This is a genomic window from Microbacterium sp. Y832, assembly GCF_057669765.1.
On sequence record NZ_JBYHFM010000003.1, the window covers coordinates 345263 to 358231 of the forward strand.

At 68.0% G+C, this 12969-nt stretch carries 10 protein-coding genes and 1 other RNA gene; 5 read left to right on the forward strand and 6 right to left on the reverse strand.

What is annotated here, in order from left to right:
• The first annotated feature begins 22 nt into the window (after nt 1-22).
• Entirely contained in the window at nt 23-1747 is a 1725-nt protein-coding gene (sucB, locus tag AC25YV_RS07320; protein ID WP_488123177.1) for a 2-oxoglutarate dehydrogenase, E2 component, dihydrolipoamide succinyltransferase, read from the forward strand.
• A 12-nt stretch (nt 1748-1759) separates the two neighbouring features.
• Here sucB and AC25YV_RS07325 read toward each other — a convergent pair whose 3' ends face one another.
• Nucleotides 1760-3070, reverse strand: a complete 1311-nt coding sequence (locus AC25YV_RS07325; protein WP_488123178.1) for a hypothetical protein — start codon at nt 3068-3070, stop codon at nt 1760-1762.
• Nucleotides 3071-3192: 122 nt separating this feature from the next.
• On the opposite strand from AC25YV_RS07325, the gene AC25YV_RS07330 reads away from it, so the two are divergent.
• Entirely contained in the window at nt 3193-3900 is a 708-nt protein-coding gene (locus AC25YV_RS07330; RefSeq protein ID WP_488123179.1) for a DUF4191 domain-containing protein, read from the forward strand.
• A gap of 10 nt (nt 3901-3910) precedes the next feature.
• Here the strand turns inward: AC25YV_RS07330 and AC25YV_RS07335 are convergent, their stop codons facing one another.
• A complete protein-coding gene (locus tag AC25YV_RS07335; protein WP_488123180.1) occupies nt 3911-4345 on the reverse strand; it encodes an RDD family protein in 435 nt (144 codons plus the stop codon).
• Nucleotides 4346-4479: 134 nt separating this feature from the next.
• On the opposite strand from AC25YV_RS07335, the gene glnA (AC25YV_RS07340) reads away from it, so the two are divergent.
• Both glnA (AC25YV_RS07340) and AC25YV_RS07345 read left to right on the forward strand, forming a co-directional pair.
• Entirely contained in the window at nt 4480-5904 is a 1425-nt protein-coding gene (gene glnA, locus AC25YV_RS07340; RefSeq protein ID WP_488123181.1) for a type I glutamate--ammonia ligase, read from the forward strand.
• Between the two features lie 160 nt (nt 5905-6064).
• Nucleotides 6065-7060 carry an alpha/beta hydrolase gene (locus AC25YV_RS07345; protein WP_488123182.1) on the forward strand — a complete coding sequence of 332 codons (996 nt, stop codon included), beginning with the start codon at nt 6065-6067 and terminating at the stop codon, nt 7058-7060.
• Here AC25YV_RS07345 and AC25YV_RS07350 read toward each other — a convergent pair.
• The 3 genes from AC25YV_RS07350 to AC25YV_RS07360 are packed head-to-tail and all read right to left on the reverse strand — an operon-like array spanning nt 7051 to nt 11652.
• The gene (locus AC25YV_RS07350; RefSeq protein WP_488123183.1) at nt 7051-10074 is read right to left on the reverse strand and encodes a bifunctional [glutamine synthetase] adenylyltransferase/[glutamine synthetase]-adenylyl-L-tyrosine phosphorylase; all 3024 of its coding nucleotides are present in this window, start codon (nt 10072-10074) and stop codon (nt 7051-7053) included. The genes AC25YV_RS07345 and AC25YV_RS07350 overlap by 10 nt on opposite strands.
• 10 nt (nt 10075-10084) lie before the next feature.
• Nucleotides 10085-11422 (reverse strand): type I glutamate--ammonia ligase, encoded by a 1338-nt coding sequence (gene glnA / locus AC25YV_RS07355; RefSeq protein ID WP_488123432.1) that lies wholly within the window; start codon nt 11420-11422, stop codon nt 10085-10087.
• A 2-nt stretch (nt 11423-11424) separates the two neighbouring features.
• The gene (locus AC25YV_RS07360) at nt 11425-11652 is read right to left on the reverse strand and encodes an SPOR domain-containing protein (protein WP_488123184.1); all 228 of its coding nucleotides are present in this window, start codon (nt 11650-11652) and stop codon (nt 11425-11427) included.
• A 110-nt stretch (nt 11653-11762) separates the two neighbouring features.
• On the opposite strand from AC25YV_RS07360, the gene ppgK reads away from it, so the two are divergent.
• Nucleotides 11763-12524 carry a polyphosphate--glucose phosphotransferase gene (ppgK, locus tag AC25YV_RS07365; protein WP_488123185.1) on the forward strand — a complete coding sequence of 254 codons (762 nt, stop codon included), beginning with the start codon at nt 11763-11765 and terminating at the stop codon, nt 12522-12524.
• Nucleotides 12525-12554: 30 nt separating this feature from the next.
• On the opposite strand, the gene rnpB is transcribed toward ppgK, so the two are convergent.
• Nucleotides 12555-12941: RNase P RNA component class A (rnpB, locus tag AC25YV_RS07370), an RNA gene on the reverse strand.
• Between the last annotated feature and the right edge of the window lie 28 nt (nt 12942-12969).

Here is a 12969-nt window from a genome sequence, read left to right on the forward strand (position 1 = left end):
CAATCCTGAAGGAGACAAGCCCATGAGCACTTCCGTGGTCCTCCCCGCGCTCGGCGAGAGCGTTACCGAGGGAACGGTCACCCGCTGGCTCAAGAACGTCGGCGACACCGTAGAGGCGGACGAGGGATTGCTCGAGATCTCCACCGACAAGGTCGACACCGAGATTCCCTCCCCCATCAGCGGCGTGATCGAAGAGATCCTCGTCCAAGAAGACGAGACGGTCGAGGTGGGCGCTGTGCTCGCCAAGATCGGTGACGGCTCCGCAGCGGCATCGTCAGATGCCGCTCCCGAAGCGGCTGCGCCCGCTGAGGAGTCCGCACCCGAGCCGGCGGCACAAGAAGCGCCGGCCGAGGCTGCGCCCGCCGAAGCCCCGGCTGCCGAGGCGCCCGCGCAGTCGGATGCCCCCGCACCGGCGGCATCCGAAGGCAAGCAGGTCGTGCTGCCGGAACTCGGCGAGAGCGTCACCGAGGGAACCGTCACGCGCTGGCTCAAGCAGGTCGGCGACGATGTCGCCGTCGATGAGCCGCTGCTCGAGATCTCGACCGACAAGGTCGACACCGAGATCCCCTCGCCGTATGCCGGCGTGCTGCAGAAGGTGCTCGTCCAGGAAGACGAGACGGTCGAGGTGGGCGCTGTGCTCGCTGAGATCGGCGACGGCGCGAGCGTTGCCCCGGCGGCGCCGGCCCCGGCTACTGAACAGCAGGCGCAGCCTGCACCCCCAGCACCCGAGGCCAAGCCCGCGGCTGAGGCCAAGCCCGCGGCGCAGCCCGCGCCCGAGGCGGCACCGCAGGCGGCTGCTTCGGCTGCTTCGGCTGCTTCGGCTGCAGAGTCGTCCGATGCGACGTCGTACGTGACGCCGCTCGTGCGCCGCCTCGCGCAGCAGAAGGGCGTCGACCTGTCGACGGTCAGTGGCACGGGCGTTGGCGGGCGTATCCGCAAGGAAGACGTGATCAAGGCCGCCGAGGCCGCGTCGAAGCCTGCCGCCGGTGCTCCGGCAGCGGCACCCGCTGCTGCTCCGCTCGAGGTCTCGCCGCTGCGCGGCACGACGCAGCCGATGTCTCGTCTGCGCAAGGTGCTCGCGGAGCGTGCCGTCGCGTCGATGCAGCAGACGGCGCAGCTGACCACGGTCGTCGAGGTCGATGTCACGAAGCTCGCGGCATTCCGTGACCGCACCAAGGCTGACTTCCTCGCCAAGACGGGCGACAAGCTGTCGTTCCTGCCCTTCTTCGCCCTCGCGGCGGCTGAGGCGTTGCGGGCTTACCCCGTCGTCAACTCGACGGTCGACGGCACGAACATCGTGTACCCGGCGTCGGAGAACCTCTCGATCGCCGTCGACACCGAGCGCGGTCTGCTCACGCCCGTCGTGCGCGACGCCGCGAGCAAGAACATCGCGCAGATCGCCCGCGAGATCGCTGATCTCGCAGCGCGCACGCGCGAGAACAAGCTCAAGCCCGACGAGCTCGCCGGTGGAACGTTCACGCTGACGAACACGGGATCGCGCGGGGCGCTCTTCGACACGCCCGTCGTGTTCCTGCCGCAGTCGGCGATCCTCGGCACCGGCATCGTCGTCAAGCGGCCCGGCCTCGTGACGGTGGACGGCAAGGACGCGATCTCGATCCGTTCGTATGTCTACCTCGCGCTGTCGTACGACCACCGCATCATCGACGGAGCTGACGCCGCTCGCTTCCTCGGCGCGGTCAAGTCCCGCCTCGAAGCGGCGGACTTCGAGGGCCAGCTCGGCGCCTGATCTGACGCATCCTCATGGCTGTTGCGCGGCGTATACGTCGCGCAACAGCCATGAGTCGTCTGTGCGCTGTATGACGACGAGCTGAGATGCTGCGTCGGGCGCGTCGACCCTCAGCACCGCCACGCCGCCGAAGTCATCGAGCAGTGTGACGCTGCGGGTGTCTGCCGTTCGATCGATCGCCCCGGCGGGGAACGACACGTGGGGATCTGCCTGCACCTCAGTCAGGCATTCCGCGGATGCTCCGCAGGCGGCGCGCGCTGTCAGCAGGTCGGTCACGACCGCGGTGGGGTCGTCACGCAGCGCCGTCGCGGCCGGCGGGGGGCCGTCCAGCGGAGCGCTTGACGGGGATGGACTCCCGATCGATTCGCTCGTCTTGGCGATGGGCACCGGTGTGGCGGCCGCGAGGGGTTGTTCGTCGCCGGGCCAGAACGCGCCGAGAGCGACCACCAGACCCGCCGCCCCTGCCGCCACCGCCCACGGGGTGACGCGCGCCCGGCTGCCCCGTTCGCGCCACCGTCGCCAGACGCGCGTCGTCGTTTTCGACACGAGGTCGGCGACGTCGGCGTCGACGTGCCGGGCCAGGCTGTCGAACAGGCTGCCGCGCTCGTGCGCCGCCACCGGCGTCGGGACTGTGCCCTCGGCCGGTGCGGTCGCAGGCTCGGAACGCCACGATGCCCGCGCCGGAGCGAGAACCGCGTCGCCGAGTGGCTCCGGCCGGGCCAGCCTGAAGAGCTCGTCTTCGAGTCGAGCGATCGCCGCATCGGTGAGCGCGCGGGTCGCGATCGTTTCGATCAGGTCGTGCCACACCGCCAATCCGGGCTCGGCAACCTGCTCGAGCAGCTGGGTCGATGCCTCGAGTGCGTCATCGGACGAGACACCCGTCGCGAGCACCGGCCTGCCGGCGTCGGTCAGCCACCACTCCCCTGTCACCGTCGATCTGTCACCCGCGTGTGGGATCCGCGCGAGTTCGGCGACTCCGCGCAGCACGCTGACCGCGATCGTCACCCGCTCGCCCGACGTCAGCTCGACACGGGCTTCGCGCCGGCGGCGGACGGCGTCGGTCACGCGGCGCGGACACGGGGGCAAGACGACGTCGTGACCATCTTCGCGACGCACCACATCGAGGCACGCGAGAACGTGCCCTGTGTCCGACGCGTGCCATCCTGCCCACTCATCGTCGAACATCGCCGCGTCGACGAGCACCCGCGATTCTCCTGAGGCCAGTCGGACGAGGATGCCGGCCCAGGGGGTATCCGTACCCGAGCCCACGCGCCGCACGACGCGGTACGGGGCGAGAAGGCGCTCGTTCGCAGCGGTCGGCATGCGGGGAGTCTGCCCTTCCGGGCGGGGCAGCCGAACGAGGTGGAAGGAAGCGGCGGACGAAGTGCCGATGGATCGGTTTGGGGAGGAACGGTCGCAGGAGCAGAAAAGGTAGGCTGGGTGTCATGGCCCGCAGTACCGCTCCCGAGAAGCGCCCCGGCTTCTTTTCGCAGATCCGCACCCTTTACGTCTTCACGCAGAAGGCGTTCCGGTGGCTTCCGTTCCTCCTCATCGGCATTTTGCTGGTGGGAATCGGGCTCGGCGTCACCGTCGGACTTCTGATCCCCCCGGTGGCGATCTGGAGTGTCATCCTCTGGGGCGTCACGGGACTCATGTTCGGCATCCTGGGTTCGCTCATGGCGATGACCCGTCTGTCGACCCGCGCGATGTACACGCGACTCGACGGGATGCCGGGGGCCGCAGGCCACGTGCTCTCGACGTCGCTCGGGCGAAAGTGGCAGGGCAGCGAGATGCCTGTCGGTGTGAACCCGAAGACGCAGGAGGCGGTCTACCGCGCGATCGGCCGCGGTGGTGTCGTCATCGTCGGCGAAGGTGCGCGCGGCCGTCTCACCCGCCTCGTCAACGACGAGCGCATGAAGGTGCAGCGTGTGGCCTCGGGCGTGCCGATCACGGTTCTCTACGTCGGACACGGCGAGGACGAGATTCCGATCAGCAAGCTCGCGCCGACCATCAAGTCGCTTCCGAAGTCGATCGACCGGGCGACCATGGCCGCCGTCGTGAAGCGTGTCGACTCGGTGTCGCAGTCGCTCGCTTCGCTGCCGATCCCCAAGGGCATCGACCCCACGAAGGCCCGCGCACCGCGTCCTCGCTGACGGGTCAGGGTCAGGCGCGGACGAGCACCGTCCCGGCTGCCTTGTCGTGCAGACCACGGTTGTCGGCATCCCAGATCGCCGCCGGGATGACCAGCAGCAGAAGCAGCGTGCGCACGATGGGACGCCACAGTCCCGTCCAGCCGCCGGTGGCAAGTTGAAGACGCATGCCCATCAGGCGGTGCCCGGGGCTCCCGCCGATCGTCGGGATGAACAGCAGCTGCACCGCGGCGAACACGATCATGGGCGTGAACATCGTCAGTCCCGCCTCGGCGGGCAGTGCGAACTGGTCGTATCCGAAGAACGCAATCGCGATGACCGTCGCCGTGAGGTAGTCGATCAGAAGGGCGAGTGTGCGGCGCCCGAGTTTGGCGATGCTGCCCCGGCCGGATGCGGGAAGGCCGAGCCTTTCACCGGGGTACGAAGTGGCAGGAAGTGCGTCGGGCATTCCCCCAGCCTACCGAGCACCGCGTAACATGCCGGAAACAAAGGTGTCATGGCAGGGCAACCCCTGAGGGGTACCGTGCCAGACGTGCCCGGCCCGTTCGCGGCACGAGACGAAGCCCTAACTCTGGAGCATCAATGTTCAAAGAACCATCTGAGGTCCTGTCGTACATCAAGGATGAGGACATCAAGTTCCTCGACATCCGTTTCACGGATCTTCCGGGTGTTCAGCAGCACTTCAACATCCCTGCTTCGACGGTGGATGAGGAGTTCTTCACGGAGGGGCAGCTGTTCGACGGATCGTCGATCCGCGGCTTCGCCAACATCCACGAGTCGGACATGCAGCTCATCCCCGACGTTTCGACCGCCTACGTCGACCCCTTCCGTGAAGCGAAGACCCTGATCATGATCTTCGACATCTACAACCCGCGCACGGGAGAGGTGTACTCGAAGGACCCGCGTCAGGTCGCCAAGAAGGCCGAGAAGTACCTCGCATCGACCGGGATCGCGGACACGGCGTTCTTCGCGCCCGAGGCCGAGTTCTACATCTTCGACGACGTGCGCTACGACGTGACGCCGAACCAGAGCTTCTACTTCGTCGATTCCGAAGAAGGTGCGTGGAACACGGGCCGCGTCGAAGAGGGCGGCAACCTCGCCAACAAGACGACCTACAAGGGCGGCTACTTCCCCGTCTCCCCCGTCGACAAGCAGGCCGATCTGCGCGACGACATCAGCCTGCGCCTCATCGACGCGGGCCTGCACCTGGAGCGTTCGCACCACGAGGTCGGCACGGGCGGCCAGGCCGAGATCAACTACCGCTTCGACACGATGGTCCACGCGGCGGACGACATCCTGAAGTTCAAGTACATCGTCAAGAACACCGCGCTCGAGTGGGGTAAGGTCGCGACCTTCATGCCCAAGCCGCTGTTCGGTGACAACGGCTCGGGCATGCACACGCACCAGTCGCTGTGGCTCGAGGGCAAGCCCCTGTTCTACGACGAGAAGGGCTACGCGGGTCTCTCGGACGTCGCCCGCTGGTACATCGGCGGTCTGCTGGCCCACGCTCCGGCCGTCCTCGCCTTCACCAACCCGACGCTGAACTCCTACAAGCGTCTGGTCAAGGGCTACGAGGCCCCCGTGAACCTGGTCTACTCGGCCGGCAACCGCTCGGCTGCCGTCCGCATCCCGATCACGGGCAGCAACCCCAAGGCCAAGCGCATCGAGTTCCGCGCTCCCGACGCTTCGGGCAACCCGTACCTCGCCTTCGCAGCGCAGCTGATGGCCGGCCTGGACGGCATCCTGAACCGGATCGAGCCCCACGAGCCCGTCGACAAGGACCTGTACGAGCTGCCCCCCGAGGAGGCCGTCAACATCCCGCAGGTTCCGAACTCGCTGCTCGACTCGCTCGAGGCGCTGCGCGCCGACCACGAGTTCCTGCTGCGCGGCAACGTGTTCACGCCCGAACTGATCGAGACGTGGATCGAGTACAAGATCGAGAACGAGATCCGTCCGATCAACGCGCGACCGCACCCGTTCGAGTTCGAGCTGTACTTCGGCGTCTGATCGTCGCTAACGAACCCGCCTCCCCGCACGACACGGACGGGGAGGCGGGTTTCGTGCGTTCGGTTCTGCCAGACTTGCCAGAGCCGACTCCGGAGGAACGATGACAGATGGTGCCGCTGCCCCGAAGCATTCACGCCGGCGGGGCCGACGCATCGTGCTGGTGATCGTCTCCGTCATCGTCGGCATCGCCGTCGTCATCGGCATCGTCGGCGCGATCACGCCGTGGCCGTCGGCGATGCTGATCCGCGCGGTGTTCGAGCGCGGCGGCACGGCGGCGGCAGCCGAGATGGAACGTCACCAGCCCGCAGGGCCGGTGGATGAGACTCTCGACATCCCGTATGGCACGCCGGGCGATGAGACGACGACGCTCGACGTGTTCACCGTCGCAGAAGAGGGCGAGACGCTGCCGACGATCGTCTGGGTGCACGGCGGCGCGTGGATCTCGGGGTCATCGGCGAACGTCGATCCGTACCTGCGGATCCTTGCCGACGCGGGCTACACGGCCGTCGGCCTGAACTACGGGCTCGGTCCCGAGCAGACCTACCCCACGGCCGTGCGACAACTCAACGACGCGCTCGCCTACCTCGACGAGAATGCGGCCGAGCTGCGGATCGATCCCGACCGCATCATCTTGGCCGGCGACTCCGCCGGCGCCCAGCTCGCGAGCCAGCTCGCGACGCTCACGACGAACGAACGCTATGCCCACCTGCTGGGCATCGAGCCCTCGCTCGACGCGTCGCAGCTGATCGGGATCATCCTCAACTGCGGCGTGTACGACATGCCCGCCATGGCGGAACTCGAGGGCCTGATGGCGTGGGGCCTGCAGGTCTCGCTGTGGGCGTACACCGGCACGAAGGGCTGGTCGGCGACCTATGAGGGAGCCACGATGTCGACGATCGACTTCGTCACGGAAGGTTTTCCGCCGACGTACATCAGCGGAGGCAACGGAGACGGACTCACCTGGCTGCAGTCCATCCCCATGTCCACGGCGCTGCAGGATGCCGGCGTCGAGGTCACCGAGCTGTTCTGGCCGGCCGATCACACGCCCGCGCTCCCCCACGAGTACCAGTTCCATCTCGACAGGCCCGAGGCGCAGCAGGCTCTCGATGCGACGATCGCGTGGCTCGCTGAGCTCACGGCGTCGGATCAGCCGTAGAAGAGCTTCTCGAACACTCGGCGCGCCCGGCGCGTCACGCCGAGGTAGTCCTCTTCGACCTCGGTCGCCGCGCGCGGCGGGTAGCCGAGCAGACGACCGATCCCGTCGAGCTTCTTGCGGTCGGTCGGGAGCAAGTCGCTCGTGTGGCCTGACAGCAGGGTGTTCGCCGAGCGCAAGCGGCTCGCCAAGACCCATGCGGCCGTGAGCCGTTCTGCGGCGACCGTGCTCACCAAGCCGGCCTCTTGAGCCGCGGAGAGCGCCCCGAGCGTCGACGTCGTCCGCATGCCGGGGACGGCATGCGCGTGTTCGAGCTGCAGCAGCTGCACGAGCCACTCGACGTCGCTGAGCGAGCCGGGTCCGAGCTTGAGATGCCGCGCGGGGTCGGCACCCTGAGGCAGTCGTTCGCTTTCGACGCGGGCTTTGATCCGTTTGATCTCACGCAATCCCTGCGGGTCCACGGATGCCGGATACCGGATGTCGTCGGCCAATGCCATGAAGTCCGCCAGCAGGGCGGGGCTCCCTGCCACGCCGCGCGCCCGCAGGAGCGCCTGGGCCTCCCACGACAAGGACCAGCGCCGGTAGTACTCGGCGTACGAATCGAGCGAGCGCGCGACCGGGCCCTTGCGTCCCTCCGGGCGCAGGCCCGCGTCGAGGTCGAGCGGCATGCGGTGGTCCTCGGAGTGCTCACGCAGCGCATTGACGATCCGCACCGCCAGCGACTGAGCACGTTGCGGGTCGATGCCGTTGGGGCGGTACACGTACAGGATGTCGGCGTCCGAGCCGAAGCCGAGCTCGCCCCCGCCGAATCGTCCCATGCCGATGACGGCGAACTCGAACGCGTCGTCCTCTTCGGGGACGATCTCGCGGCGGACGGCGCGCAGTGTCGCCTGAATCGTCACGTCGGTGATGTTCGTGAGCGCCGCGGCGACATCGGCGACGTCGGACTCGGCGCGGAGGGCGCCCATTGCGATGCGAAGCAACTCGCGGCGGCGCAGCGCACGAACGGCGCGCATCGCAGCGGCGATCGTGCCGTGTCGCGTCTGGATTGCCCGCGCCTCTTCGAAGAGCACCTCTGCCGAGCGCGGCCGCAGCAGGGCGGCGTCGTCCAGCCACGCGGCGGACTCCGGTATCCACTCCATGAGGTCGGCCACGTAGCGCGAGCCCGAGAGCACGTGCGTGAGGTGCTCAGCCGCGCCCGAGGAGTCGCGCAGCATCCGCAGGAACCAGTGCGTCGACCCGAGCCGCTCGCTCAGACGTCGGAACGCGAGCAGGCCGTAGTCGGGATCGACACCATCGGCGAACCAGCGGATCATGACGGGCATGAGGTGGCGCTGGATCGTCGCCTTGCGGCTGAGCCCGCTCGTGAGCGCCGTGATGTGGCGCAGGGCACTCGCGGGGTCGGCGAAGCCGATCGCCGCGAGACGGTCGTGCGCCTGCGAGATCGAGAGTGCTCGCCCTTCGTCGGGCAGCATCCGCTCGTCTGCCGGCAGCGCGGCAACCGCTGAAAGCAGAGGTCGGTAGAACAGCCGCACGTGGATGTCGCGCACTTCGCGCTTGATGGCCTCCCACCGCTTCCACAATGCTTGACCGCTCGTGGCCAGACCCGACGATCGAGCCAGGACGCGCAGGTCATCGGGGTCGGCGGGCATGAGGTGCGTGCGACTCAGCTGGCGCAGCTGCACACGGTGCTCGAGCAGGCGCAGCTCGCGGTAGTCGCGAGAGAACGCGCCGGCCTCGGCCCGGCCGATGTACCCCTCAGCGACGAGCGCATCCAGTGCCGCCAGCGTGCCGCGCTGACGGATGCGGTCGTCGGCGAGCCCGTGCACGAGCTGCAGCAGCTGCACCGTGAACTCGATATCGCGGATGCCACCGGGCCCGAGCTTGAGCTGGTACGGAACCTCGGCGGGCGGGATGTGTTCGGTCACCCGCTCGCGCATGCGCTGCACGCTGTCGACGAAGTTCTCGCGCGCCGCGCTCGTCCACACTTTCGGCAGCACTGCGTCGACGTATGCCTGACCGAGCGCCGCGTCGCCCGCAAGCGGGCGTGCCTTCAGGAGCGCCTGGAACTCCCAGCTCTTCGCCCAGCGGTCGTAGTACGACAGGTGCGAGTCGAGCGTGCGCACGAGCGCTCCCTGCTTGCCCTCGGGGCGCAGATTGGCATCGACATCCCACAGGGGCGGCTCCATCTCGGAGCCCGAGACGCCGCGCATCGTCTGCAGGGCCAGCCGCGTCGCGATGTCGACGACCCGGCTCTCCCCCGCCTCGGCGAGCGTCTTGTCGTCGGCACCGCCGACGAAGATGACGTCGACATCGCTCACGTAGTTCAGTTCGCGCGCCCCGGCCTTGCCCATACCGATGATCGCGAGCGCCGTCCCGGCGACCTGCTCGCGCGGAAACAGCCCGGCGCCGGCGACGCCCGTCGAGATCCGCGTGCGGGCGACCGAGAGCGACGCTTCGAGCGCTGCCCCCGCGGCATCCGCCAGAGTCGCCGCAACCGCAGGGAGTGCATCGACGGGGCTGTCGTTGAGTAGATCGAACGCGGCGATCCGGGCGAGCTGGCGGCGATAGCGCACGCGCAGCGCGACCCAGGATGCCTCGTCTCCGTCGGACGCGAAGCCGTCGACGTCGCCCACGGAATCGAGCAGGTCGGCGCGCAGCTCTTCTGCCGTCGGCAGCGTGGACGCCCCTCCGGCGAGGTGGAGGATCTCTTCGGGATGCCGGAAGAAGAAGTCCCCGAAACCCGTGGAAGCCCCCACCACGGCCCAGAGGGCACGCCAGCCGGGCTCATCGACGATGAGCGCGCGCACCGAATCGGGGTCACGGCGCCCGATGCGCGCGATCGCCGCCAGCGCGGCATCCGGATCGGCGGCGACGGACGCCGCCGAGGTGAGGTCATCGCGCGTGAGGCCCGTCTCCTCCTGCAGCTCACGCAGCAGCGCATCCGTCTCGGCGAGCCGAGAGAAGCCCTGCCGGGCGAGAGCGGTCAGTGACGATGTGCGTGGGCTCGCGGACATGCGGGACCGGTCAGAGCATCTCGAGGTTGTTCGTGAGCTCGAACGGCGTCACCTGAGCGCGGTACTCCTGCCACTCCTTGCGCTTGTTGAGCAGCACGTAGGTGAACACCTGCTCGCCGAGCGTCTCGGCGACGAGCTCGGACTCCTCCATGTAGCTGAGGGCGTGGTCGAGACTCTGCGGCAGCGGTGCGTAGCCGAGCGCGCGTCGCTCGGCGTCCGTCAGCGACCACACGTTGTCTTCGGCCTCGGGGGGAAGGTCGTATCCCTCTTCGATGCCCTTGAGGCCCGCGGCGAGCAGCAGCGCGTACGCGAGGTAGGGGTTGGCCGCCGAATCGAGCGCGCGATACTCGACGCGCGAGGACTGACCCTTGTTCGGCTTGTACATCGGCACCCGCACGAGTGCCGACCGGTTGTTGTGACCCCAGCAGATGAAGCTCGGCGCTTCGTCGCCCCCCCACAGTCGCTTGTAGGAGTTCACGAACTGGTTGGTCACCGCCGAGATCTCGTTGGCGTGCCGTAGCAGGCCGGCGATGAACTGGCGGCCCACCTGCGAGAGCTGGTACTGCGCGCCTTCTTCGTAGAAGGCGTTCTGGTCGCCCTCGAACAGCGACATGTGCGTGTGCATGCCGCTGCCGGGCTTGCCGCCGAGGGGCTTCGGCATGAACGTTGCATAGACGCCCTGCTCGATCGCGACCTCTTTTACGACAGTGCGGAAGGTCATGATGTTGTCAGCCGTCGCGAGGGCGTCGGCATAGCGCAGATCGATCTCGTTCTGGCCGGGACCGCCCTCGTGGTGGCTGAACTCGACCGAGATGCCGAGATCTTCGAGCATCCGCACCGAGCGGCGGCGGAAATCGTGCGCCGTGCCGCCGGGGACGTTGTCGAAGTAGCCCGCCGAGTCGACGGGAACAGGTCCTTCGGGGCCGAAGGACGAGGACTTCAGGAGGTAGAACTCGATCTCGGGGTGCGTGTAGAACGTGAAGCCCGCATCGGCGGCCTTCGCGAGCGCCCGCTTGAGGACGTGTCGAGGATCCGCGACGGCGGGCTGGCCGTCGGGAGTCGTGATGTCGCAGAACATCCGCCCGGTGGGGTCGATCTCGCCGCGCCAGGGCAACGTCTGGAATGTCGAGGGATCGGGATGCGCCAAGAGATCAGACTCGTACGAGCGAGTGAGGCCTTCGATGGCCGACCCGTCGAACCCGAGGCCTTCCGTGAAGGCTCCTTCGACCTCGGCAGGGGCGATCGCGACCGATTTGAGGGTGCCGATCACGTCGGTGAACCACAGGCGGACGAACTTGACGCCGCGCTCCTCGATCGTCCGCAGGACGAAATCGCGCTGCTTGTCCAACGTCACTTGCCGGTGTCCTCGGAGGAGCCGCTCTGTGCGGAGCCCCAGCGGTCCTCGCGGGCTTCATCCTCGGACCACGCGCGCGAACGCTCACGCAGGATTTCGGGTGCCCGTGCGGCCTCTTCGGCGGTGTCGAAAGGGCCTGCCCGGTCGATCGCAGGAGACTCGAAGCCCTTCTCCACTTCGCCCGTCGTGAGGTTGTACCAGTACTTCTCGTTCTCGCTGGACACCGTGACTCCTCCCATGCGGCGGTCGCGCCCGGATTCCCGGGCGTGTGTGGACGGATCCGCCTGGGTTGATCCTACTGATGCGACGGATGCTGCTGGATAGGCTGGCAGGTATGGCAGAACTCGCGACCCGGGCCGTCGGCGTGGACATCGGCGGCACCGGGATCAAGGCCGGTGTGGTCGATCTCGATCGGGGAGCACTCGCGAGCGAGCGCATCAAAGTGGCCACTCCCGCCGGAGCCGAACCCGGTGACGTGCTCGCCGCCGTCCGCACCGTGCTCGACCGGCTCGGGATCAGCGATCAGGGTGTGGCGCTCGGGATCGCGTTCCCCGCGATCGTGAAGAAGGGGCGCACGCTGTCGGCGGCCAATGTGTCCGACGCATGGATCGGGTTCGAGGCCGAGAAGTTCTTCGAGGACGGACTCGGTCGCGAGATCCACTTCGCCAACGACGCCGACGTCGCCGGCGTCGCAGAGCTGCGCTACGGCGCGGCGAAGGGGCGCGACGGGCTGACGATCCTTACGACGCTCGGCACCGGGATCGGCAGCGCGCTGATCCACGACGGCGTGCTCGTGCCGAACTCGGAGCTGGGCCACGTGCAGCGCGCGAAGCACGGGAAGGACGCCGAGGCCTACGCGGCCTACTCGGCGATGGAGCGCGGCAACCTGAGCTGGCAGGAGTGGGCGAGCCGGCTGCAGTGGTACTACAGCTACATCGAGTCACTCTTCAGCCCCGACCTGTTCATCGTGGGCGGAGGCGTGTCCAAGCACGCCGCTTCGTTCTTGCCGCTGCTGGACATCGCTACACCGATCGTGCCTGCGGTGCACCGCAACAACGCGGGCATCATCGGCGCAGCCGCGCTCGCGCTGGGCTGACGAGGCCGCGGCGAGCGGCGGGCGTGGAGGCGAATGGGCCGGCCTGTACGCCGGGTTCTGTCCGGGGGCGTGAGCCCCGTGGACGGTCATCTCTCTCGGCGACACGTTGCCGTGCCGCTCTAGCGGTCTACCCGGGGACTCGGCGGGCCGCGTCATCATCCCCTGTATGACCTTGCTCCGGGCGAGGTTTACCGTGCGATTCGCGTCACCGCGAACCCGGTGGTCTCTTACTCCACCCTTTCACCCTTACCGCCCGGTCCTGAGACACGCTCAGGACCAGGAGGCGGTCTGCTTTCTGTGGCACTGTCTCGCGGATCACTCCGGGTGGGTGTTATCCACCGCCCTGCCCTGTGGAGCCCGGACGTTCCTCGGCGCTACACGGTGAACCGTGCGCGACGCGACCGTCCAGCCGACCCATTCGCTGCGACGACTTTACCCGTATTTG

Coding starts and splice junctions, on each gene's coding strand:
- sucB (WP_488123177.1), top strand. CDS start 23: ATGAGCACTTCCGTGGTCCTCCCCGCGCTCGGCGAGAGCGTTACCGAG.
- AC25YV_RS07325 (WP_488123178.1), bottom strand. CDS start 3,070: ATGCCGACCGCTGCGAACGAGCGCCTTCTCGCCCCGTACCGCGTCGTG.
- AC25YV_RS07330 (WP_488123179.1), top strand. CDS start 3,193: ATGGCCCGCAGTACCGCTCCCGAGAAGCGCCCCGGCTTCTTTTCGCAG.
- AC25YV_RS07335 (WP_488123180.1), bottom strand. CDS start 4,345: ATGCCCGACGCACTTCCTGCCACTTCGTACCCCGGTGAAAGGCTCGGC.
- glnA (WP_488123181.1), top strand. CDS start 4,480: ATGTTCAAAGAACCATCTGAGGTCCTGTCGTACATCAAGGATGAGGAC.
- AC25YV_RS07350 (WP_488123183.1), bottom strand. CDS start 10,074: ATGTCCGCGAGCCCACGCACATCGTCACTGACCGCTCTCGCCCGGCAG.
- ppgK (WP_488123185.1), top strand. CDS start 11,763: ATGGCAGAACTCGCGACCCGGGCCGTCGGCGTGGACATCGGCGGCACC.